This window comes from Pseudomonas sp. V88_4 (genome assembly GCF_029967985.1).
Lineage (GTDB): Bacteria > Pseudomonadota > Gammaproteobacteria > Pseudomonadales > Pseudomonadaceae > Aquipseudomonas > Aquipseudomonas glycinae.
The window spans coordinates 544,199-566,581 of the sequence record NZ_JASCAF010000002.1 but is presented as its reverse complement, the minus strand read 5'-3'; the positions used below and the strand labels follow the sequence as shown (position 1 = coordinate 566,581).

Genomic DNA, 22,383 nt, shown 5'->3' with positions numbered 1-22,383 from the left:
GGGGAAATCCTAAGCCTGATGGGGTTTGCGCCCCGACACAAAATGGCTGACATCGTTGAATCCCGGCGTCGACGCATGCCCCGGCGTCACCAGCGAGTCGATAAACACCTCATCCTCCGCCGTGATCTTCACCGCCTGCGCCTTGGTGTACGCATCCCACTGTTCTTCCGTACGCGGCCCGACAATCGCCGACGTCACCGCGCCGTTGTTCAGCACCCAGGCAATCGCAAACTCGACAATCCCAACCCCACGCTCCTGGGTGTATTGCTGAATCTGCTGGGCAATGCGCAACGACTCCACCCGCCACTCGGTTTCCAGAATCCGCTTGTCCTGGCGCCCGGCACGGCTGTTGGCGTCCGGGGTCACGTCCGGTGCGTACTTGCCGCTGAGCACGCCACGGGCCAGCGGGCTGTAAGGCACGACGCCGAGGCCGTAAGTCTGGGCGGCGGTGATCTGCTCGGTCTCGGCCTGACGGTTGACGATGTTGTACAGCGGCTGGCTGATTACCGGGCGATCGACGCCGAGTTTGTCCGCCACGCGGATCACCTCGGCAATCCGCCAGCCGCGATAGTTCGACAGGCCCCAATAACGGATCTTGCCCTGGCGAATCAGATCGCCAATCGCCGAGATCGTCACTTCCAGCGGGGTGTTGTGGTCTTCGCGGTGCAGGTAATAGATGTCGAGGTAGTCGGTGCCGAGCCGGGTCAGGCTGGCTTCCAGACCATTGAAGATGTGCTTGCGGCTCAGACCGCTGCGGTTTGGCACACCATCCACCGGGCCGAAACCGACTTTGGTCGCCAGCACCCATTCATGCCGATGACGGGCGATGGCTTCGCCGACGATCTCTTCCGAGCGGCCGTTGGTGTAGACGTCGGCGGTGTCGATGAAATTGATGCCCTGATCCCAGGCCTTGTCGATGATGCGCAGCGAGTCTTCCGCGCTGGTCTGTTCGCCGAACATCATCGTGCCGAGGGTGAGAGTGGACACCTGCAACCCCGAGTGACCCAGTGTGCGATAGCTCATGCCGAAATCCTTTTGTCGGTGGGAAAGCTTCCATCAAATACCAGAAGCGCCCGGCGCGGCAAAGTGAATTTATCGCCGCAACGCCTCGCAGCGCTCGCGCAAAAACGCCTGCAACACCTTGACCCGCTCCGACACCTGCACCCGGTGCGGGCACAACAGATTGAACGGCACGCTCTCGCCATGCCAGTCATCAAATAGCGTCAGCAGCCGCCCGGCACGCACGTCTTCGGCCACGTCGAGCCAGGCCTTGTAGGCGATGCCGTGCCCGGCCAGCGCCCAGCGGCGGGCGACTTCGCCGTCGTCGCTGAGGTAGTCGCCACGCACTTCGACCTCGACCGTCTCGTCCTCGCGATGGAAGCGCCAGGTGTTATAGGGCCGACCGTTGCGCAGGTAGAGCAGGGCGCTGTGCTCGCTCAATTCGGCAGGATTTTGCGGTGTACCGTGGCGTTCCAGATACGCAGGACTGGCGCAGGCCACACGGCGATGCTCAGGCAGAATCGGCAACGCCACCAGCGTCGAATCACTCGGCACGCCAAAGCGCAGTGCCACATCCACCGTCTCGCGAAACAGATCCGCATGCCGGTCGTTGAGCAGCAATTGCAGTTGAATGTGCGGGTGCTCGCGCTTGAAATCGTCCAGCCACGGCAGCAACACGTTGCGCCCGAAGTCCGACGGCGCCGCCAGTTGCAACACGCCGCTCAGGCCTTCGGTCTGTTGCTTCAGCGCCTGTTCGCCCTCGGCCAATGTGGCCAGTGCCAGGCGCACGCTTTCCAGATAGCGCCGGCCTTCTTCGGTCAGGCGCATGCTGCGCGTCGAGCGGGCGAACAGGCGAATGCCGAGGCGGGTTTCAAGGCGTTTCAACGCGATGCTGGCGGCGGCCGGTGTCAACTCCAGCGCCCGGGCGGCGGCGGAAATGCTGCCGGAGTCGGCGGTGCGGACGAAGATCTCAAGATCAAGAATCGAGCTCATTGGTAAAAATCCTTTAAAGATCCTTCCGATTTACCGGGATTTTTCTGCGATTGGCAACCGGGGAAGATGCAATCTCCTCAAGCCCACCGGAGAACTCTCATGAAACCATTCGACAACCAGACTGTTGTGGTCATCGGCGGCAGCAGCGGCATTGGCGCCGCCGTCGCGTCGAACGCCGCGGAACTCGGCGCCCGTGTTTATTCGGTCGGGCGCCGTGTTGAAACGTCCGAAAAGGATGATGGTGTCCGTCACGAAACAGGCGATGTCACCGATGACGCTTCGCTGCGTCAACTGTTCGAGCGCATCGGCGCCCTCGATCATCTGGTGATTACCGCCGGGCCGAGCGTCAGCGCCAAGCCTCTGGCCGACAGCGATCTGATTCAAGCGCAGCAGGCCTTCGACGTGAAATTCTGGGGCACTTTGCGCGCGATTCAAGCGGCGCTGCCGTACCTGAGCGAGCGGGGCAGCATCACCCTGACGTCGGGCTTGCTGTCGCGCAAATTCGTAGCGGGGCAATTCATCAAGACCACGTTGAATGCCGCGCTGGAAGCTCTGGCCAAACAACTGGCCAAGGAGCTGGCGCCGCGCCGGGTCAACGTGATCAGCCCCGGCGTGACTGACACCGAAGCCTACGCCGGCATGGACGAAAGCCAGCGCAATGCAATGTTCGCCCGTACCTCGGCGGCGCTGCCGGTAGGCCGGATCGGCACGCCGCAGGACCTGGCCGCCGCGTTTATGCTGGTCATGGAAAACGGTTTCATCAGTGGCAGCATCATCGACGTCGACGGAGGTGGATTGTTATGACCTGGCACTTCGATCACCTGGCGTTCAATGCGCCGGACGGGCAACCGATTCAGGACGCCTTCAATGTATTGCTGGGATTGACGCCGGGGCGGCGGCCGCCGTTTCCGTTTCCCGGGCGGTGGTTGTATCAGGATGGGGAGGCGTTGGTGCATGTGATTGAGCAGCCGCCGCTGGATGAGGCGGCGTTGAGTCATATTGCGTTTCGTACCGATGAAGACGCGGCGGTGGTTTTGAAGCGGGTGCAGGGCAGTGGGTTGCCGTATCAGGTGGCGCAGGTGCCGGAGGACGGGATCTGGCAGATTTTTGTGCAGATGCCGGGAGGCCTGGTGCTGGAACTGGATGCAAAAACGGGGATTTTGTGAGTGTTTAATCGTGGCGTTTAATGGACACGTTCGGACATGCACCCCAGGCTACACAACCTTGCGCCGTTGCCTACGACTGCGCCAGAATCCGCCGGCTTGTGCGCTCAAGGGCCGGGTTTTATCGTTGTCCCGTCGCTGAAAAGAACAGCGATCGGGTTTGGTAGCCCGGGTCTTTAAGTGCAGAGTGCTCCATTTTGTAGAGTCTTTTGTCTCTGTTTTATGGTGGTCATTCGCAGGGCACCTTCGGGTGCGCCGTTTCTCCTAAGGCCCGGTCTACCAACCTGCGTCTGGCCACCACCATCGTTTGGTAGCGAGAGTGGTGGCTCCATATATGTGCCTTAGGAGTTCCACCATGATCAAACCAACACCCAACCCACCCGAAGCCGATTCAACGTCCCCCTACGAAACCCTCGACTCCAAGAAATTCCACGAAGCCGCCGAACGCGCCCTCGACCACTACCTCAATCCGCTGCTCCCCAGAAAACCGCTGCTCAAACCCAACACCCGCTACCTCATCGCCCCCGGCATCGACAGCGAAGAACTGCTGGCCGACGCCTGCGAAACCCTGACCTCGGCCAAAACCATGGCCACCGACTTCGCCGGGCTGGTGGACGGCTCGCATCGGCATGTGCTGCTGGGGATCGCGCAACTGATCATGCTGGGGGAACTGGCGGTGAATCGGGCGCTGGATAATCTGGAACTGAAGGCTGAAGCGCCGCTGTAGCCAGATCCAAAAAAAACGGCCCGAAAAGGGCCGTTTCTGTATTTCGACTAAGACTTAAGCCCGCAACGTCCGCGTCATCCGCAACGCCAGCAAACTCCCGCCAACAATCACACCCGCCAGCAGATAAAGCGCCGCGTCGGTCGACCCGGTGCTGTCCTTCACCCAACCCACGAGGTAAGGGCTGAGGAACCCTGCCATCTGTCCCATGGAGTTGATCAACGCCAGCCCACCCGCCGCAGCACCCGCGCTCAACATGGCAGTCGGCACCGGCCAGAACATCGGCAGACCGGTCAACGCGCCAATGGTCGCAATGGTCAGACCGAGAATCGCAATCGCCGGATTCGCCGCGAAGTTCACCGCGATCAGCAGACCAATCGCCCCCATCAACATTGGCACCACCAAATGCCAGCGACGCTCTTTACGCAAGTCCGCCGAACGACCGACCACCAGCATGAATACCGCCGCCAGCAGATACGGAATCGCGCTCAGCCAGCCAATCACCAGGTTGTCGCTGAAGCCGAGGTTCTTGATGATCGACGGCAGCCAGAAGTTGATCGCGTACACGCCGCTCTGGATGCAGAAGTAGATCAGGCCGAAGGCCCAGATCGCCGGGTTCTTGAACACCGCGATCAGCGAATCGGACGTGGTTTTAGGTTTGTTCGCCAGGTCTTCGGCCTGATCGGCCTCCAGCACCGAACGCTCATGCGGGGTCAGCCATTTGGCGTTGGCGAAGTTGTCGCTCAACAGGAAGTAGGCGAGTGCGCCGAGGATTACAGTCGGAATGCCTTGCAGCAGGAACATCCACTGCCAGCCGGCCAGACCACCCTGGCCGGCGGCGAAGTGGTTGAGGATCCAGCCGGAAAACGGGCTGCCGAGCAGGCCGGACACCGGGATCGCCGACATGAACAACGCCATGATCCGGCCACGGCGGAAGGTCGGGAACCATTGCGAGAGATACAGCACAACACCCGGGAAGAACCCGGCTTCGGCGGCGCCAGTGAACAGGCGCAGGGTGTAGAACTGGGTTGGCGTGGTGACGAACAGCAGGCAGGTCGACAGCGTGCCCCAGGTGATCATCATCAGCGCGATCCAGCGCCGTGGGCCGAATTTGGTCAGCGCCAGGTTGCTCGGTACGCCGCACAGCACGTAGCCGATGAAGAAGATACCGGCACCGAGGCCGTACACGGTTTCGCTGAATTTCAGCGCGTCGAGCATCTGCAGTTTGGCAAATCCAACGTTGACCCGGTCGAGGTAGTTGAACAGGTAGCAAATGAAGATGAAGGGGATTAAACGCAGGGTGATGCGTTTGTAGACGGCATTTTTATCGTCAGCGATGGTCTGGGCGGCAGCGGCGCTCTGCGACATGGCGGCTCTCTCTTTATTATGATTTTTTGCGATGCAAAGGGTAACGTTGATCGCCCTGAGAGTCTCGGCCACCTTTGGCCGGATTGTCTTTGTGCCTGAGCACAGGGTTTGCTGCCAGACCCTGTGCGGGTGAACAACCGTCCGCGCCTGTTTTCAAGGATTCCAGCCCTTATGTTCGAACTCGATCACGACCTCGCCCAGGACATCGTCGACCGGGCCATGGCCATTTTGCCGTACAACGTCAACGTCATGGACAGCCAGGGCTTGATCCTCGGCAGCGGCGAGCCGGAGCGGATCAACACCCGCCACGAAGGCGCGCAACTGGTACTGGCCAACGGGCGGGTGGTGGAGATCGACGCACAGACCGCCGTGCATCTGAAAGGGGTGCAGCCGGGGATCAACCTGCCGTTGCTGCTCGATCAACGGTTGATCGGCGTGCTCGGTATCACTGGCGAGCCCGAGCAATTGCGTACCTACGCCGAACTGGTGCGCATGACCGCCGAAATGCTGGTCGGCCAGCGCAATCAGCAATCCGAGCAGCAATGGCGGCGGCAGCGTTGCGATGATTTGCTGGCCTTGCTGTTGAGCGAGGCGGGGGATTCGCCAAGGCTGGTCGACGAAGCCCAGCAACTTGGGCTCAAGCCGCAACTGACGCGGGTACCGTATCTGTTCGAGCTGGGGCTGGAACACGGGCCGGGCCAAACCGTCGAGGCGCTGAGTGCCTGGCTGATGTCGCGTTTTCCCGACAGTTGGTGCGTCAGTTCAGCGAAGTCGTCACTGCTGTGGTGCCGGCCGGCGAGTCAGAACGTCGAGCATGATCGACTGCTGGAAAAACTCGATGGTCTGGGCTGGAACATCCTGCGCATTGCCGTCGGCGGGCAGGCCGATGGGCTGGCCGGGCTGCGACGTTGCTATCGGCGGGTCGGCGATTTGCTCGCCTATGGCCGCGAAGTACTGCCGCGCTCACGGCTGCTGACCCTCAATCGCTATCGCTTGCCGGTGATGCTCTGGCGTCATCGCAACGACGATGCGCTGGATGAACTGCTCAAACCGCTACGCAAAGTGATCGCCAAGGACAGCAACGGCCAGTTGCTCGCGACCTTGCGCAGCTGGTGCGATCACGACGGGCAGAGCCAGGCCTGCGCCGATGCCTTGGGGATTCACCGCAACAGCCTGCGTTACCGGATGGAGCGGATTGCCGAGTTGAGCGGGGTCGATCCTCTGAAACTCGATGGCATGCTGGCGCTGTATCTGGGTGTGCAATTGCTGCCGCAGACCGACGATTTGTCGAAATGAACAATAAACGCCTGCGCCACTTGTGCAGCGGACAGGCGTCAACGGGCAAGGCGACTGGCAGCATGAGGGGCATTGGAACTGGAGAAATCGCATGAAAATCGTCATCGCCCCCGATTCGTTCAAGGACAGCCTGAGTGCTCAAGGCGTTGCAGAAGCCATTGCGCTGGGCCTGGCGCAGGTCTGGCCGCAGGCGACGCTGGTCAAATGCCCGATGGCCGACGGTGGCGAAGGCACGGTGGAGTCGATTCTCGCCGCGTGCGAAGGCGAACTGCGCCGGACCCGCGTGCGCGGCCCGTTGGGCGCGGCGGTCGATGCGGCGTGGGGCTGGCTGCCGCACAACCACACCGCAATCATTGAAATGGCCGAGGCCAGCGGCTTGCAACTGGTGCCGCCGGGGCAGCGCGATGCCTGCATCAGCAGCACGTTCGGCACCGGTGAACTGATCCGTGCAGCGCTGGATGCCGGCGCACAGCGGGTCATTCTGGCCATCGGCGGCAGCGCCACCAATGACGGTGGCGCCGGCGCGATGCAGGCGTTGGGGGTGAAATTGCTGGATGCTCAAGGGCAATCGCTGGTGCCGGGCGGTCTGGCGCTGGCGCAACTCGCACGACTGGACTTGAGCGAATTCGACCCGCGTCTGGCGCAAGTGCGTTTCGACATCGCCGCCGACGTCAATAATCCGCTGTGTGGCCCTCACGGCGCCTCGGCGATTTTCGGCCCGCAGAAGGGCGCATCCCCTGCGCAAATACAACAATTGGATCAGGCCCTCGGCCACTTCGCCGAACTCTGCGCGCAAGCGCTGGGCAAGGATGTTCGGGACGAGCCGGGCAGCGGTGCTGCCGGTGGACTGGGCTTTGCGGCCAAGGCGTTTCTCGGCGCGCAGTTCCAGGCCGGGGTTGAAGTGGTCGCGGAACTGGTCGGGCTGGCCGATGCAGTAAACGGTGCGGATCTGGTGATCACCGGCGAAGGGCGCTTCGATGCCCAGACCCTGCGCGGCAAAACCCCGTTCGGCGTGGCGCGGATCGCCAAGCAATACGGCATACCGGTGATCGTCATTGCCGGGACTTTGGGCGAGGGCTATCAAGCTCTTTACGATCACGGTATCGACGCAGCATTCGCCGTCACCAGCGGCCCGATGACCCTCGAACAAGCCTGCGCCGAAGCACCACGCCTGTTGCGCGAACGCGCCACTGATATAGCCCGCGTCTGGCGCATGGCGACTCCGACCTGACCTGTCACCCATCATCTAAAACGTCGGGTGTTTCAATAGCGAAACACTCGCAATAATTAGAAAAATATTTGCTCTTTACCTGCAAAATTCCTCAAGCCTGGCCGATACAGAGATCAGGCGCGCACAAGACTTCCTGAAACAGTGACGCCGGACTGAAGCCCGCACAAGGGCCAGTGAACAGGGCATGGACGCTAGTAGTTTCAACTATCCGAGAGTCCTCCTATGTCCTTGCGTAATCTGAATATCGCGCCCCGTGCCTTCCTCGGTTTTGCCTTTATTGCCCTGCTGGTGATTGTGCTCGGCGTGTTTGCCGTCAACCGTATGTCGATCATCCGTCAGGCGTCCGTCGAGATGCAGACGAATCAGTTGCCCAGCGTTACTTATCTTGGGGTGATGACGGAGAACGTATTGCGTCTGCGGATTCTATCGTTCCGGATTCTGGTCAACCGTGAAGCTGCAGGCCTGCAGGAAGCACAGACTCGCATCGGCGTGCTGGTGGACAAAGTGCGCAGCGCCCAGGCCGCTTACGCCGCGTTGCCCGCTGAGAGTGAAGAGCGTGCGCAATATCAGGCCTTCGCGACGACGCTGGACAACTATCTGCAAGCCCAGAACCAAATGATGGATTTGTCGCGTCAGGACAAGCTCGAAGAGATGCGCGCCCTGATCAACACGAAGATCAAGGACGGCACCGACCAGATGGGCGAACAGCTCAACAAGCTGATTGCGATCAACGCCGCCGGTGCGAAAGACGCTTCCATTCAGGCGGGTGAGTATTACAACAGTGCCATTACCGGCATCGTCGCCGTGGCCGTGATTGCCGCGTTGCTGACCGTGCTGCTGGCCTGGCTGCTGACCCGCAGCATCGTCACTCCGCTCAACCGTGCCGTGGCGGCCGCGCAAACCATTGCCGGCGGCAACCTGACCAAAGTCATCGAAGTCGACGGCAAGGACGAACCGGCGCGCCTGCTTGAAGCGCTGGCCGCGATGCAGAGCAACCTGCGCAAGACCATCGAACAGATCGCCGGCTCCGCCACGCAACTGGGCGCCGCCGCCGAAGAACTCAGCGCCGTGACCGAAGAGGCCTCCCGTGGTCTGCAACAGCAGAACGACGAAATCGAACAGGCCGCCACCGCCGTCAACGAAATGACCGCCGCGGTGGAAGAGGTGGCACGCAACGCGGTGTCGACCTCCGAAGCCTCGAACCAGTCGACCCACGCCGCCCGCGAAGGTCGCGACCAAGTGGTGAAAACCGTCGATGCGATCCAGACCATGACCCACGACGTGCAGAGCACCGCACAGATGATCGAAGGCCTGGCGGCTCAGGGCCGCGACATCGGCAAAGTGCTGGACGTGATCCGCGCCATCGCCGAGCAGACCAATCTGCTGGCACTCAACGCCGCCATCGAAGCAGCCCGTGCCGGTGAAGCGGGGCGCGGTTTCGCCGTGGTAGCGGACGAAGTTCGCGCACTGGCCCATCGCACCGCGCAGTCAACTCAGGAAATCGAAAAAATGGTTGCCGGTATCCAGAATGGCACCGGCGAAGCGGTCGAATCGATGCAGCAAAGCAACCAGCGCACCCAGACCACTCTGGAAATGGCCCGCGCCGCCGGCGTCGCGCTGGAGCAGATCACTCAATCGATTCACCAGATCAACGAGCGCAACCTGGTGATCGCCAGCGCCTCGGAAGAGCAGGCGCAGGTGTCCCGCGAGGTCGATCGCAACCTGGTGAACATCCGCGACCTGGCCACCCAATCGGCCGCCGGGGCCAACCAGACCAGCGCCGCTACCCACGAACTGTCGCGCCTGGCGGTGGATTTGAACGCGATGGTGGCGCGGTTTGTGATTTGACCTAGGGTGAAGGCTGGAGACCGCGCAATCAGGAGACGTACATGCGCTATTCAGCCTTGACCCAACGAATCGCCGGGGAGGGTGCAGCAGCCTGGCGGATTCACGACCGAGCGCTGGAGCTGCGCGCCGAAGGGGTCGATGTGTTGCTGCTGTCGGTGGGTGATCCGGATTTCGATACGCCGCTGCCGATCATCCACGGCGCCATCGACAGCCTGCTGGCGGGTGATACCCATTATTCCGAAGTGCGCGGCCGGCTGGAGCTGCGCAAGCGGATTGCCGAGCGCCATCGGCGGCGCAGCGGTCAGGAGGTGGATGCCGACCATGTGATCGTGCTGCCCGGCGCGCAATGCGCGGTGTATTCGGTGGCGCAGTGTCTGCTCGATCCCGGCGATGAGGTCATCGTCGCCGAACCCATGTATGTCACCTACGAAGGCGTGTTTGGCGCTTGCGGCGCGACCGTGGTGCCAGTGCCGGTTCGTCCGGAAAACGGCTTTCGCGTTGACCCGGTGGATGTCGCGGCGCGCATCACCCCGAAGACTCGGGCCATGCTGCTCAACAGCCCCAACAATCCTTCCGGTGCGAGTCTGTCGCTGTTGATCTGGCAGGAGGTGGCGGCGTTGTGCGTCCGTCATGACTTGTGGCTGATCAGCGACGAGGTCTACAGCGAATTGTTATACGAAGGTGAGCACGTCAGCCCGGCCAGTCTGCCGGGTATGGCCGAGCGCACCGCGACCATCAACAGTCTGTCGAAATCCCACGCCATGACCGGTTGGCGCATCGGCTGGATGATCGGGCCAAAACCGCTGGCTGAACATCTGGTGAACCTGTCGTTGAGCATGCTGTTCGGTCTGCCGGACTTTGTGCAGAAAGCCGCGCAGGTCGCACTGGAGAAGGATCTGCCGGAAGTGACGCAGATGCGTGAGGAATACCGTTTGCGTCGGGATCTGGTGTGCGAGCGCTTGCGCGGCTGTCCGGGGGTGTACCCGATCAAGCCCGATGGCGGGATGTTCGTGATGGTGGACGTGCGTCAGACCGGAATCGGCGCGCAGGATTTTGCCGAACGCTTGCTGGAAGGCTATGGCGTTTCAGTGCTGGCCGGCGAGGCGTTCGGGCCGAGTGCGGCGGGGCATATCCGCATCGGGTTGGTGGTGGACCGGGTGCGGCTGGCGGATGCGTGTTCAAGGATTGCCCTTTGTGCTGCGCAGCTTCTCCAGGTGCGCAGTGCCTGAATGATGTGGCCCCATCGCTGGCAAGCCAGCTCCCACAGTGTTGGTGTAGTACACAAGAATTGTGATTGCCGATAAACCTGTGGGAGCTGGCTTGCCTGCGATAGGGCCCTTTCAGTAAAAGAAACCTTCAGCCTTGCCACGCCAATAGATTCACCAGATTGGCGGGCTTCTTCCCAGCCAACGCCGCCAACAGATTCTCCACCGCACACCGCGCCATCGCTTCGCGCGTCTCATGGGTCGCCGAACCCATGTGCGGCGTCGCCACCACGTTGTTCAACTGCAACAACGGCGAGTCGTGATTCAACGGCTCACGTTCGAACACATCCAGCCCCGCCGCGCGAATCCGGTTATGCCGCAAGGTGTCGATCATCGCCGCCTCATCCACAACTTTGCCCCGTGAGATGTTGATGAAGATGCTTTCCGGACGCATCAACGCAAACTGTTCAGCACCGATCAAACCTTCAGTCTGCGCCGTCAGCGGCAGGGTCAAACAGATGAAATCCGCCTGCTGCAACAAGCATTCAAGGCTGCGGTACTGTGCATCGAAACGTTCTTCAACCGCCGGTTTGCGCGACTGGCTGTGATAGATCAGCGGCATCCCGAAGCCGAAATGTCCACGCTGTGCCAACGCCTCACCGATCCGCCCCATGCCGATGATGCCCAGCGTCTTGCCGTGCACATCGGTGCCGAAATGTGCCGGGCCGATGCTGCGATGCCAATGACCGCCACGCACCATGTTGGCCAGTTCGACCACGCGCCGTGCGGTGGCCAGGATCAGTGCGAAACCGGTGTCGGCGGTGGTTTCGGTGAGCACGTCCGGGGTGTTGGTCAGCATGACCTTGCGCCCGGTCAGGTAATCGATGTCGTAGTTGTCGACACCCACCGAGACGCTGGATATCGCTTCAAGCTTCGGCGCCAGATCAAGCAGCGTCGCGTCCAGTTTCAGGCTCGCGCCGAGCAATCCGTGGGCGGCTGGCAGGGCGTCGCGCAGTTTCATCAGGCCGTCGGCGTCGAGGCTGTCGATCAGTGTCACCTCGACCTGTTCCTCAAGGCGCGCCATCAGTGCCGGCGACAGTTTTTTGTACAGCACAACCTGCTTTTTCATCGCAGTCATCTCTCCATCAATTCAGGAATGGGCCGGCTGCGGACGCGGTGCGACGCGCTTGGCCGTCACCCGGTCGCTGGCGCCGGGCTTGAGAAAAATCGTCAGCACCACCGAGAGCATCAGCGCGCCGCTCATCAACAGATACGAAGCGCCGGGCGATCCGGTGGAACTGTTCAGGTAACCGACCAGGTACGAGCCGCCGAAAGAACCGAGCGCGCCCATGCTGTTGATCAGCGCCATCGCGCCACCGGCAACGTTGGCCGGCAGAATCTCCGGGACGATGGCGAAGAACGGCCCGTAAGGCGCGTACATGCAGGCGCCGGCGATCACCAGCAGCGTGTACGACCACCAGAAATGCTCCGCGCCCAAGGCGTAGGAACCGTAGAACGCCACCGAGGCGATCAGCAGCGGCGGCCAGACGAAGCGTTTGCGCTTTTGCAGTTTGTCCGAGCCCCACGACACCAGCAGCATGCCGATTACCGCTGCCAGATACGGCAACGCCGACAGCCAGCCGGCCTCGATCATGTCCATCTGTGCGCCGGCCTTGAGGATCGACGGCAGCCACAGCACGAAGCCGTAGACGCCGATGCTCCAGCAGAAAAATTGCAGTGCCAGAATGATCACCTTCGGCGAACGGAACGCTTCGGCGTAGTTCTTCACCGCTTTGATCCCGACCTGTTCGGCGGCCAGAGCGCTTTCCAGATCGTGTTTTTCCCGGTCGCTGAGCCACTTGGCCTGGGCCGGACGATCATCGGCGAGTTTCCACCAGATAAACGCCCAGAGCACCGCCGGCAGCCCTTCGATGATGAACATCCAGCGCCAGCTGAAATGCTGCACCAGATACCCCGAAACCACCGACATCCACAGCATCGTTACCGGGTTGCCGAGGATCAGGAAGGTGTTGGCCCGCGAGCGTTCGGCACGAGTGAACCAATGGCACAGGTACACCAGCATCGCCGGCATCACCGCCGCTTCGACCACACCGAGCATGAAGCGGATGACGATCAGCCAATAGGCGTTGGAGACCACGCCGGTCAGCGTGGCGAGCCCGCCCCAGAGAATCAGGCTGACGAAGATCAGCTTCTTCACGCTGTGCTTTTGCGCGTAGATCGCGCCGGGCACCTGGAAGAAAAAGTAACCGAGGAAGAACAGCGCGCCGAGCAGCGAGGACAGGCCCGGCGTGATCATCAGGTCGGCGGCCATCCCGGAGGCGGCGGCGAAGCCGTAATTGGCGCGATCCAGGTACGCCAGGCTGTAGGTGATGAACACGATCGGCATGATGTACCACCAGCGGCGGGTGGCGAGAGTTGCGGTTTTCATGGTCTTGCTCCTGAGCTTGTTGTTTTTGTCGCAGCAGGTTCAAAAAATGTGTTGCCGGTCAGGGCCTCATCGCGGGCAAGCCCGCTCCCACAGTGTCCGTGGAGTACACAAAACCTGTGGGAGAGGGCTTGCCAGCGATGGCGGCTTCGAGTTCAGCGGTGAGTTCGGATCGGGTCGGCAGTCCTTCCATGTCGCCACGGCTCTGCACCGCCCGACTGCCAATCCAGTTGGCGCGTCTGACCGCCTCGGGAAAGCTCTGATGCTCCAGCAGGGCACTGATCATCCCGACCGCAAATCCATCGCCGGCGCCCACCGTATCGACCACGGTTTTGACCGGCACCCCGGCGACAAACCCCTGATCCAGGTGCGTGCGGTAATACGCACCTTGAGGCCCGAGCTTGATCGCCACGGCTTCGGCACCCTGATCGAGATAGAACGCGGCGATATCCGCCGGGTCTTCAAATCCCGTCAGCAGGCGGCCTTCGCTCAACCCCGGCAAAACCCAGTGAGCGAGAGCGGCGAGTCGGTTGATCTCGGTGATCATCTCCCGTTTGCTGGCCCACAGGCTCGGGCGCAGGTTCGGGTCGAACGACACGCTGCGACCGGCGTTGCGCATGCGGGTCATCAGCTCACGGGACATTTCCCGTGCCGACCCGGACAGCGCCGGCGGAATACCCGTGGCGTGCAGGTGACGGGCATTCAACAGCGTCGGGGTAATCGACTGTGGCGACAGATGACTGGCCGCCGAGCCGCGACGGAAGTACTCGACTGTCGGATCGCTGCCGTCATCGTTGCGCGACTTGAGCTGGAAACCAGTCGGGTGAGCGTTGTCGACTTCGACATGGCTGCAGTCCAGACCTTCGCGGGCCAGGGTTTCGACGACAAAGCGTCCCAGCGAATCAGCACCGACCCGGCTAAGCCACGCCACCTTGAAACCCAGTCGAGACAGCCCGATGGCAACGTTGCTGTCGGCCCCGGCAATCCGTTTGTGGAAATGCTCGACAGCCGCCAGATCACCACCCTGTTCGGCGACAAACATGGCCATGGTTTCGCCGAACGACAGAATATCGATCTCAGACATGAGCAGGCTCCAGGCGGGACTGACCGAGGCGGACGAGGGCGGCGACGTGTTCGGTGGTGAGTTGCACCAGGTCATCGCCCTGCAACGGGTATTCGGCGGCGCGCATGACCCCTTGGGCCATGTGCCGCAGCAGTTGTTCCCACAGATGCAGGTCAGTGGCGGCGGGCGGCACGGCAACCAGTTTGCCGTCGGCACGGCGGGCCACGGCTTTGCAATGCACGTAACCGACGTGACGGCCCAACAGTCGAGCGGCGTTGGTGGCCGACTGGTCTTGCCACTGCCAGTTGCCGATGTCGAAGGTCATCTTGATCGGCAGGTTGTGTTGCTCGACGGCGGCGAAGAAGCGCTGGAACGGTTCGATGCGACCGCCGTGCAGGGTCTGGTCGTTTTCTACCAGCAGATGCACCGGACTTTGCTTGAGGATCTGCGCAAGTGTCTGCAGGTCGTTGTTGTCGGTGAAGAAACCCAGCGACACCTTCAACCATTTTGAGCCGAACGCTTCGGCGTTTTGCAGAGCGGTGATGAGTTCGGGATTGGGTCGCGACTGGCCGGCCAGCCACAGTTCGGTGGGCGAAGAGTAGATGCTTTGCAGGCCTTGAGCTTGCGTGGCGGCGGCAAGTTGTTCGGGGACTTCGTTGGTCAGCAACTCTTCGCGCCATTCGATGCGATTGGCACCGGCAGCGGCGAGCACTTCGATGAACGAAGCCTGACCATCACGTCGGACGAGGTCGGCGCCGTAGCTGGACAGGCTGATGGAAACGGCGGGTTTATTCATTTTTATTTACCTCTGAAACCGGTTTCATTTTTGTTCAAAAAAAATCAGCAGGTTGTATGCAGTGCTCTTTCGGGCCTCATCGCTGGCAAGCCAGCTCCCACAGATGCGGGATCGTTCACGAAACTTAAGTACACCCGATTACCTGTGGGAGCTGGCTTGCCAGCGATGGGGCCTGATCAGTCAGCCGATTTCCCTTGGGTTGAACCACGCTCAATGAGCACCGGCGCAATATCCAGCGTCCGCGCCGCTTCATCATCCCCACGCAACCGCTTGAGCAAACACTCAAACGCCTGCGCCCCAATCTCGGCGGTTGGCTGGGCCAGGGCGGTAATCCCGCTGCCCACCAACGGATACCAGTCCAGATCATCCAGCGCGATCAGCCCGACATCCTCGAACAACCGGCAGCCGATCTCGCGCAGTGCCAGGGTGCAAGCCAGCGCCGCCACGCCATTGGCGCAGAACAGGGCTTTCGGGCCGTTATCAGGTGTGTTCAAAAAAGTTTGAAGATCGTTCGCAAGGCTCGAACCGGTTTCCAGCACCGCACCATTCATGCTTTTGCGCTGGCCAATCTGCTGCTGAAAACTGCTGACCCGCTCGATCCGCGAACTGGTGCCGTCATAGGCTTCGGTCACCAGCAGCACATCGCGATAGCCACGCTGCTGAAGATGTTCGAGCGCCATCTCGATGGCCTGCGGGTTGTTCAGTCCGACCATATCGCTGTCGAGCCCGTCGACCTTGCGATCCACCAGCACCAGCGGCATTTCCCGCTTCAGTTCATCCAGTTCATCCCGATGATGGCCCAGGGTGTTCACGATCAGCCCTTCGATGTTGTACGAGCGCAACAGCGCCAGGTGCTGGCGCTCCTGCTCGTCGTCGCGGTCAGTGTTGCACACCACCAGGCTGTAGCCGTGCCGGCGGCAGGCGGTTTCCACCCCGTGCATCACGGCAATCGAATAAGGGTTGCGGATATCGGCCACCAGCATGCCGATCAGGCGGGTGCGGCCGCGTTTCAAACCACGGGCCATTTGATTAGGGCGATAGCCGAGTTCGGCAATCGCCTGCTCGATGCGCTGGGCAATGGCATCGGAGAGCAGGGCGCGGTCATCGCCGATAAAACGCGAAACGCTGGCCTTGGACACGCCGGCGTGTTCGGCGACGTCAAGCATGGTTACGCGGCTGCGCTGGGCGGCGGAGAAATCGTTCATGTCAATGGCTTTCTTGTTGTCGGTATGTGGTTAAAGAATGTTCTGAAACCGGTTTCAGATAACACCAGTCGCGGGTTCTTCGTCAAGCCGCGTTTGTGGTCGTGGCACGACTGAATGCCTGAATACCCGACAAGCGGTCGAATTACCTGTCAGATTTGACAGTAGGCGAAAACTGAATAACCACGTTTAATTCAGACATGCGCGTCAGGCTTTAAGGGGTTCAATCTGATGGGTTTTTCACCTAGCCAAGTTAGTGATACCGGTGTGCTCGCTGCGCCCCTTTCCATTGATGGGGTCGGACCTGATGGCCTGCTGCCGCCAGAAGCGTCAATCAGCGGTGCGATATTGCGTATCCCTGTATGGCCTAATCCGTCGATTGAGCCTGGCAATGGCGATTTAATAGAAATCATGGTGTTGGAGCCAGGTGCGCCAGAAGAAAGTGAAAAGGTGTTTCATAGTGAAAGACTTCCCGTGCCGGTTATCGTCCCAGCGTTCTTTCGATTAGATGCGCAATATCTTCAGCGTGAAGGAAACATTCGACTGAGATATCGAGTGACCTCGGAAGATACCGAAAACACGGATACTTCATTGCCACAATGGTTCACCGTCCGTCGTTTGATTCCCGTCAACCTCGCGGAACCTCAATTCCCCAGCGCAACACTTTGGGGATATCTCAACTGTCAATCTGTTCCAAAACTGTGGGAAACCGTAATCATCAAAGTACCTGCGCAGCCCGGGCGGTTTTCAAAGGATGATGTGTGCACTCTGGATTGGCAGGGATTTGCAAGTCTTAATGGAGTCGGGGCCATTGAAGGAACAGCAGGGCGGTTTACTAAAACGTTGACTTTGGCGGAAGCCGGTTCGGCTGACGGTTTCACGTTTGAACTGAGGTCGGAACATTACGACCAATATATTCGGCCGATGGAAAAAAATGCCTCCGCAGTCGCCAGTTACACCCTCTATCGAAACGGTATCGGTTTGGGGCGCTCGGTAAGCGGACTGGTAAAGATTGATCGAGTGATACCTGGGGGCAGTGGGTTTTGTGGACCCTAGAAGTCGGGGCAATTGGCTTCAAGCAGCAATAACCGTCAACGCCTGAAATATGCAGCCTGCAGTCGCGTAGTGATCTATCGGGCATTAGCTTGAATAATCAAATGATTAACTTTCGATGGAGCGTGCAACATGAATATGCAGGTTAAGTCTGGTAGAAGTGTATTGGCTCTGCCTCCGGTTGTTGTTGATAATTTGCCGGATGGAAGGTTGACGTATAAGCAACTTATCGAAGAAAGACGTTTTAAAGTCGAGCTGACTGAAATTGACGATATGTCTCCTGACGGAGGTGCAAGAGTTGAACTTCATCTTTTTCCCAAAGGTACGATTCCTGTCGAATTCGATCCCACCTTTGTGGTTGCGACCAAGTTAAGGGCCGATGAGCCCGGTGGGGACTGGACGTTTCCGATTGTGTTTGACGTGGATATTCCCGCCAATGTCAGGGAAGTCTTTCATGTGGATGGTGATTACACGTCCTATGAGCTTGCTTTTTTTATTTATGACGTCTTCGACAACGTCGACACCTCGACCACTTTCGCAGAGATTCTGCTCGATCAGACCGCACCTTATCAGCGACAGCCTGGCGGGCCGAATGGTACAGGAAACCGGCCCGCGCTATTGACCCTTGGGCCAGGTGTCCCTGCGGTTATCGACGAAGCATGGTTGAGCGATCCTGCTAACGCTGCTGGCTTGAACTTTACCATTCCGACGGCGTATCAAAAGTTCGAAGCGACAAAAGATAAAGTCAATTTTTATATCTCTACGAAGACCACGTTTTCGCTCATGCAGGGTGAAGGCCCCGCTGTCGGAGATTTTCCTCTGCCTGCGACTGGGATCATCAATGTCCCGCTTTCGTATCTGAGGGATCTCTCTGACGGGGTATATTTTTACGCTTATAACCTCACGGATGAGCCTGGAAATATCAGCAACAACTCTGCAATCACCAATCTGTTCCGTCGGGTCAAGGCGCCCGCACCGGTATTGGACCTTCCAAGAATTCCGGTCACAGGCCCCAACGGCTCTATCCCCATCAGTCTGGTCACCCTTGCAGATCCGACCAAAGCCATCATGGAAATCGATTTTCCACTGAACTCTCTGCCAGGCGATCGGATTGTTCCTCATCTGACGTCGGATAAGGCCGGAGCACCTATCGATCTTCCCGAGCAGACGATCCCCCCTGCAGGCACGCCCGGGACGCTGAAATTCGATTTGGATTACGACACGATGGCGCAGCTCTTCGGAGACCCCAATGGGGCCGATGAGGTGGAGTTCGAATACTGGTATGAACTGATCCGTCCGACAATCACACCCAATCCCACCTCACTATCAAGCTTCGGTATCGCCGACCTCGCGTATGCGGGCCCCGAGCAGCCCAATCTGCCAGACCTGCCTAACCCTAACATCGATGCAGTGGTAGTACAGGGTGCAGGCACTCCAGTACCTGCGCCCAATGTATTGGGCCCGGATCAGGCTGGTCTGGATGCAGTGATGACCTGGCCGGTGTGGACTGACGCCAATCGTCCTGTCACCGGGCGTGAGCTTGTCAGGTTCTATTATCAGGGTAAGCAGGTCGGCGCATCGATTCCGGTACGGATCGGCGACACCAAAGTCACGACAACATTGCCTTGGGACATCATTCGCATTGAGGGTAACGGTACGGGGGCAGATGCACGTAAGGCATATATCACCATCGAATACCCGGGCAGTCCCAACGTGATGGAGCAGACGCCACCGACTGACGTGGCGGTGACGGCGATTGTCATCAACCTGCCAACGCCGCAGATTGTCGTTTCGGCCTTTAGTACCCCCACCGGACTGGTACCTGAGCGAATCGTAACCTCCATCAACTGCCCCAGCCTGAACCACCCGCAAGTAGCTAACGGCCCAATGCCGCCGTATCGGCCTCGGCAGCTGCGAATCAGGGTGCGTCGGGATCTCAATATTCCGTCCGCAGCAACTGTTGACCTGAGGTTCGTGGGCCGCACTACCAACTTGCCGACGGGAACAGACATTCCGGACACTGAGATCACGCGCTCGGCTCCGATGCCTGCAACGGGCGATCTGGAGTTCGTGCTCACGGAGTACGAGAAGATCAGATTGATCCAGTTGCCAAGCCCTGCACCGGGTCAGCGCCCTGTCACCCGTTATGCCCGTATTTCCTATACGGTCAACGGCGTTACGGCCGAAATAACAGCGGCCGTCGCGCTTCTGAACTCAAGTCTGGTGTATTGCGAGGAGGAGCGTCCTGAAGTGCCTTGATGGGTGAAGTTGATTCGCCAGCACTGTTGAGGAACGCAGGAGTGCGATTTTCATCTGTGCTGGCGAATACTTTTACTTTTGAAAGTGTGTGGTCGTACGAAGAGTGCGGAGGAATCCTATGGAAATAGAGACTTCTCCTACATATATAGGGTTTTTATCTCCGTAGTCTGGCGGCCGTTTCCGGTTCAGCCTTCAGATTGTTGAGGACAAATGCCGGTTCCTTCAGAAGCGCAATCGAATGGAGCTCAACCATGTCGTCACAGATAGACTTTGCCTCACAAGGCCCGACAGTCAGTATTTGTTTATTGTCATGCATCCCTTTTTTACTCAACCCGACTTTCAGTCACGCCGCCACCATTCCGTCTGGTACTACCCAGACAATCGATGCCAGTACACCACTGGACTCCTGGCAACTTCAAACCAATGCTTCACTCATTGGTACTGACGCCAAAACCCTTGATATCACTAGTTCCGCGGGGGGAATAATCGACCTCAGCAACTCGACAGTCACATCAGCCAGTGCGGCGCAAGGCATTGCCCTGACTAACGCCAGTGCCACGTTAAAGGGATCGACAGTCACCAGTGCCGGTGGTATCGGCATATTAGCTACGCGAAATGTTTCGAGTGCCGGTGGCTCGATGGTAAACGTGCATGAAGGGTCTGTTGTTCGAGGTCTGACAGGGGGGATTGCCGGCAACCGATTCAGTGAAATCAACGTACAGAATTCGACCGTCCAGGGCTCGGGGGCCAGCAGTTTTGGCATCCGCCTGCTGGAGGGCTCGTTATCTGCAAGCGCAAGTACCATAACGGGTGGCCTTAACGGTTTGACCGTCGGTACGGATACTCAGGCGTCCGCCGTTATTCCAACATCAGTCGTTCTTGACGGTACCCATGTCGAAGGCCGGAGTGGCTCGGCTATTGTCGTCGGCATCAATGCGCCGAACTTTCCTACCGTCGCCAACATTGACGTGCGCAATGGTTCGACGCTGACCGGCGGGAATGACACTCTGCTTGAAGTCCGCCCTGGCGCATCTGCAATTTTTATCGTTGATAACAGTGTTCTGAAGGGAAACGTTGACGTAGCGTCAGGCAGCACTGCAAATATCACCCTGCAAAACAATGCGGCATTGACTGGCAACTTGCAAAACGTCACGAGCGCTACGCTTAACAATCGCGCAAGCATGACGGGTAACGTTTCAGGTGCCACGAGCGTGGTGATTGACAACGCCTCCACATTGACCGGGGATCTGCAGAGTGTTGTCAGTACGACAATCAATAATCGCAGTGTCATGACTGGCAATATTTCAGGTGCCGCGAACAGTGTCACTGCGCTAAGGCTGGACAACAGTGCAACGTTGACGGGGAAGGTCGAAAATGTCGCCAACTTTGCCATCAGCAATCAGGCGTTGTGGCAGATGACAGAAACGCAGGGGCTGAACAATCTGACCCTCAGCAATGGGGGACGGGTAAAGCTGGGAGAGAATCAGCAATACTTCCAGCTGAATGTGGCGAACCTCTCCGGCAGCGGTACGTTTGAAATGGGGACTGATTTCACCAGAGGGGTCAGCGACCTCTTGAACGTGACTGGCAGTGCGGCCGGCAATCATCAGTTAATGGTATCCAGCACAGGTCTGGACCCTGTCAATGATTCGTCAATCAAGGTGGTGCAGAGCGTTGCGGGTACTGCCGAGTACGGTCTGGTCGGATCTAAGGTCGATGTCGGCGCGTTCACGTACAAGTTGGTCAAGGAAGGGAACGACTGGTTCCTGCAACCGAATAAAGATGTCGTCAGCACCCCGACCCGGTCGGTGATGGCCATTTTTGGTACCACACCGACAGTGACTTACGGCGAAATGACTTCCCTGAACAATCGTATGGGCGACTTGCGGGTAAACGGCGGGCAGACGGGAGGCTGGGTGCGCTCGTATGGCAATCGCTTCAGCATCACTAATAATGCGTACGGCAACGGCTATAGCCAAAACCAGTATGGATTGGCGATGGGAGTGGATACCCCGATTCAGATCGCAGGCGAGCGTGTACTGCTGGGGTTTTTTGCCGGTTATAGCAAATCAGACCTTGATCTCAGTCGCGGCAGCTCTGGCGAAATCGACAGTACCTCAATTGGCGCCTACGGCACATGGATGGGGGATAGCGGGTATTACCTGGACACCGTTGCCAAGCTCAACCATTTTCGCAACGATGCAAAGGTGACGGTGAGCGATGGCACCCGTACCAAAGGCAATTACAAAAACTTTGGGGTCAGTGCATCGGTGGAGTTTGGCAAACACATCGAGATTCGGAACGGCTACTACGCTGAAGTCTTTACCCAGTGGCAGGCAGCGTCAGTTCAAGGCAAAGACTTCACGTTTGACAACGGTTTGCGCGCAGATGCGGACACGACGCGCTCCATGCTGGGCAAAGCCGGTGTCACATTGGGGCGGGGAGTGACGCTGTCAGATGGCAGTGTCCTGCAGCCGCATATCCGTGCTGCGCTCGTACATGAGTTCATAAATACTAACGAAGTACGTGTCAACGATAACAAGTTCAACAACGACTTGTCCGGTAGCCAGTTTGAGGTGGGGGCGGGTGCCTCTTGGACATTGAGTGATCGCTGGCAAATTCACGCAGAACTCGATACCAGTAAAGGTGGCAGCGTAAACAAGGATTTTGGTATGAATATGGGTGTTCATTACACGTTTTGAATAGTAAAAGGGAGGCGCGAGTCTCCCTTTTTCAG

Annotated in this window: 18 protein-coding genes; 10 read left to right on the top strand and 8 right to left on the bottom strand. The window is 59.2% G+C overall.

Annotated features, from left to right (window positions below):
- Positions 1 to 9: 9 nt before the first annotated feature.
- A complete protein-coding gene (locus QLG12_RS05110; protein ID WP_197867851.1) occupies positions 10 to 1,023 on the bottom strand; it encodes an aldo/keto reductase in 1,014 nt (337 codons plus the stop codon).
- A gap of 69 nt (positions 1,024 to 1,092) precedes the next feature.
- Positions 1,093 to 1,992, bottom strand: a complete 900-nt coding sequence (locus tag QLG12_RS05105; protein ID WP_236192804.1) for a LysR family transcriptional regulator — start codon at positions 1,990 to 1,992, stop codon at positions 1,093 to 1,095.
- A 99-nt stretch (positions 1,993 to 2,091) separates the two neighbouring features.
- Here QLG12_RS05105 and QLG12_RS05100 point away from each other — a divergent pair, with 99 nt between their 5' ends.
- The 3 genes from QLG12_RS05100 (at position 2,092) to QLG12_RS05090 (ending at position 3,882) form a co-directional block, all read left to right on the top strand.
- Entirely contained in the window at positions 2,092 to 2,796 is a 705-nt protein-coding gene (locus QLG12_RS05100; RefSeq protein ID WP_236192805.1) for an SDR family oxidoreductase, read from the top strand.
- Positions 2,793 to 3,158, top strand: a complete 366-nt coding sequence (locus QLG12_RS05095) for a hypothetical protein (protein WP_197867848.1) — start codon at positions 2,793 to 2,795, stop codon at positions 3,156 to 3,158. Before QLG12_RS05100 ends, QLG12_RS05095 begins: the two co-directional genes overlap by 4 nt.
- 352 nt (positions 3,159 to 3,510) lie before the next feature.
- Positions 3,511 to 3,882 carry a DUF6124 family protein gene (locus QLG12_RS05090; protein ID WP_197867847.1) on the top strand — a complete coding sequence of 124 codons (372 nt, stop codon included), beginning with the start codon at positions 3,511 to 3,513 and terminating at the stop codon, positions 3,880 to 3,882.
- Positions 3,883 to 3,936: 54 nt separating this feature from the next.
- Here the strand turns inward: QLG12_RS05090 and QLG12_RS05085 are convergent, their stop codons facing one another.
- Positions 3,937 to 5,247, bottom strand: coding sequence for an MFS transporter (locus QLG12_RS05085; protein ID WP_282474056.1), 1,311 nt, complete (start codon positions 5,245 to 5,247; stop codon positions 3,937 to 3,939).
- Between the two features lie 171 nt (positions 5,248 to 5,418).
- On the opposite strand from QLG12_RS05085, the gene QLG12_RS05080 reads away from it, so the two are divergent.
- From QLG12_RS05080 to QLG12_RS05065, 4 genes are all read left to right on the top strand, one after another.
- A complete protein-coding gene (locus tag QLG12_RS05080) occupies positions 5,419 to 6,543 on the top strand; it encodes a sugar diacid recognition domain-containing protein (protein WP_282474055.1) in 1,125 nt (374 codons plus the stop codon).
- Between the two features lie 91 nt (positions 6,544 to 6,634).
- Positions 6,635 to 7,774, top strand: coding sequence for a glycerate kinase (locus QLG12_RS05075; protein WP_282474054.1), 1,140 nt, complete (start codon positions 6,635 to 6,637; stop codon positions 7,772 to 7,774).
- Between the two features lie 222 nt (positions 7,775 to 7,996).
- The gene (locus QLG12_RS05070) at positions 7,997 to 9,622 is read left to right on the top strand and encodes a methyl-accepting chemotaxis protein (protein ID WP_282474053.1); all 1,626 of its coding nucleotides are present in this window, start codon (positions 7,997 to 7,999) and stop codon (positions 9,620 to 9,622) included.
- Between the two features lie 41 nt (positions 9,623 to 9,663).
- Positions 9,664 to 10,851 (top strand): pyridoxal phosphate-dependent aminotransferase, encoded by a 1,188-nt coding sequence (locus QLG12_RS05065; protein WP_282474052.1) that lies wholly within the window; start codon positions 9,664 to 9,666, stop codon positions 10,849 to 10,851.
- 127 nt (positions 10,852 to 10,978) lie between these two features.
- Here QLG12_RS05065 and QLG12_RS05060 read toward each other — a convergent pair whose 3' ends face one another.
- From QLG12_RS05060 to QLG12_RS05040, 5 genes are all read right to left on the bottom strand, one after another.
- A complete protein-coding gene (locus QLG12_RS05060) occupies positions 10,979 to 11,956 on the bottom strand; it encodes a D-glycerate dehydrogenase (protein WP_282474051.1) in 978 nt (325 codons plus the stop codon).
- 21 nt (positions 11,957 to 11,977) lie between these two features.
- Complete coding sequence (locus QLG12_RS05055) at positions 11,978 to 13,276, bottom strand: MFS transporter (protein ID WP_282474050.1); 1,299 nt, start codon at positions 13,274 to 13,276, stop codon at positions 11,978 to 11,980.
- Positions 13,277 to 13,334: 58 nt separating this feature from the next.
- Positions 13,335 to 14,357 carry a sugar kinase gene (locus tag QLG12_RS05050; protein WP_282474049.1) on the bottom strand — a complete coding sequence of 341 codons (1,023 nt, stop codon included), beginning with the start codon at positions 14,355 to 14,357 and terminating at the stop codon, positions 13,335 to 13,337.
- Positions 14,350 to 15,132 carry a TIM barrel protein gene (locus QLG12_RS05045; RefSeq protein WP_282474048.1) on the bottom strand — a complete coding sequence of 261 codons (783 nt, stop codon included), beginning with the start codon at positions 15,130 to 15,132 and terminating at the stop codon, positions 14,350 to 14,352. Before QLG12_RS05045 ends, QLG12_RS05050 begins: the two co-directional genes overlap by 8 nt.
- Positions 15,133 to 15,308: 176 nt before the next feature.
- On the bottom strand, positions 15,309 to 16,337 hold the full coding sequence (locus QLG12_RS05040) for a LacI family DNA-binding transcriptional regulator (RefSeq protein ID WP_197867838.1): 1,029 nt from the start codon (positions 16,335 to 16,337) through the stop codon (positions 15,309 to 15,311).
- A gap of 228 nt (positions 16,338 to 16,565) precedes the next feature.
- Here QLG12_RS05040 and QLG12_RS05035 point away from each other — a divergent pair, with 228 nt between their 5' ends.
- The 3 genes from QLG12_RS05035 to QLG12_RS05025 all read left to right on the top strand — a co-directional run bounded on the left by QLG12_RS05035 (position 16,566) and on the right by QLG12_RS05025 (position 22,348).
- Positions 16,566 to 17,390 carry a hypothetical protein gene (locus tag QLG12_RS05035; RefSeq protein ID WP_282474047.1) on the top strand — a complete coding sequence of 275 codons (825 nt, stop codon included), beginning with the start codon at positions 16,566 to 16,568 and terminating at the stop codon, positions 17,388 to 17,390.
- A 129-nt stretch (positions 17,391 to 17,519) separates the two neighbouring features.
- Positions 17,520 to 19,646: a hypothetical protein gene (locus QLG12_RS05030; RefSeq protein WP_282474046.1), complete on the top strand. Its 2,127-nt coding sequence runs from the start codon at positions 17,520 to 17,522 to the stop codon at positions 19,644 to 19,646.
- A gap of 251 nt (positions 19,647 to 19,897) precedes the next feature.
- Entirely contained in the window at positions 19,898 to 22,348 is a 2,451-nt protein-coding gene (locus QLG12_RS05025; RefSeq protein WP_282474045.1) for an autotransporter outer membrane beta-barrel domain-containing protein, read from the top strand.
- Positions 22,349 to 22,383 lie beyond the last annotated feature (35 nt).

Excerpts from the sequence above, each read along its gene's own strand:
- QLG12_RS05110 (WP_197867851.1), bottom strand. The coding sequence starts at position 1,023 with ATGAGCTATCGCACACTGGGTCACTCGGGGTTGCAGGTGTCCACTCTC.
- QLG12_RS05105 (WP_236192804.1), bottom strand. The coding sequence starts at position 1,992 with ATGAGCTCGATTCTTGATCTTGAGATCTTCGTCCGCACCGCCGACTCC.
- QLG12_RS05100 (WP_236192805.1), top strand. The coding sequence starts at position 2,092 with ATGAAACCATTCGACAACCAGACTGTTGTGGTCATCGGCGGCAGCAGC.
- QLG12_RS05095 (WP_197867848.1), top strand. The coding sequence starts at position 2,793 with ATGACCTGGCACTTCGATCACCTGGCGTTCAATGCGCCGGACGGGCAA.
- QLG12_RS05090 (WP_197867847.1), top strand. The coding sequence starts at position 3,511 with ATGATCAAACCAACACCCAACCCACCCGAAGCCGATTCAACGTCCCCC.
- QLG12_RS05085 (WP_282474056.1), bottom strand. The coding sequence starts at position 5,247 with ATGTCGCAGAGCGCCGCTGCCGCCCAGACCATCGCTGACGATAAAAAT.
- QLG12_RS05080 (WP_282474055.1), top strand. The coding sequence starts at position 5,419 with ATGTTCGAACTCGATCACGACCTCGCCCAGGACATCGTCGACCGGGCC.
- QLG12_RS05075 (WP_282474054.1), top strand. The coding sequence starts at position 6,635 with ATGAAAATCGTCATCGCCCCCGATTCGTTCAAGGACAGCCTGAGTGCT.
- QLG12_RS05070 (WP_282474053.1), top strand. The coding sequence starts at position 7,997 with ATGTCCTTGCGTAATCTGAATATCGCGCCCCGTGCCTTCCTCGGTTTT.
- QLG12_RS05065 (WP_282474052.1), top strand. The coding sequence starts at position 9,664 with ATGCGCTATTCAGCCTTGACCCAACGAATCGCCGGGGAGGGTGCAGCA.
- QLG12_RS05060 (WP_282474051.1), bottom strand. The coding sequence starts at position 11,956 with ATGAAAAAGCAGGTTGTGCTGTACAAAAAACTGTCGCCGGCACTGATG.
- QLG12_RS05055 (WP_282474050.1), bottom strand. The coding sequence starts at position 13,276 with ATGAAAACCGCAACTCTCGCCACCCGCCGCTGGTGGTACATCATGCCG.
- QLG12_RS05050 (WP_282474049.1), bottom strand. The coding sequence starts at position 14,357 with ATGTCTGAGATCGATATTCTGTCGTTCGGCGAAACCATGGCCATGTTT.
- QLG12_RS05045 (WP_282474048.1), bottom strand. The coding sequence starts at position 15,132 with ATGAATAAACCCGCCGTTTCCATCAGCCTGTCCAGCTACGGCGCCGAC.
- QLG12_RS05040 (WP_197867838.1), bottom strand. The coding sequence starts at position 16,337 with ATGAACGATTTCTCCGCCGCCCAGCGCAGCCGCGTAACCATGCTTGAC.
- QLG12_RS05035 (WP_282474047.1), top strand. The coding sequence starts at position 16,566 with ATGGGTTTTTCACCTAGCCAAGTTAGTGATACCGGTGTGCTCGCTGCG.
- QLG12_RS05030 (WP_282474046.1), top strand. The coding sequence starts at position 17,520 with ATGAATATGCAGGTTAAGTCTGGTAGAAGTGTATTGGCTCTGCCTCCG.
- QLG12_RS05025 (WP_282474045.1), top strand. The coding sequence starts at position 19,898 with ATGTCGTCACAGATAGACTTTGCCTCACAAGGCCCGACAGTCAGTATT.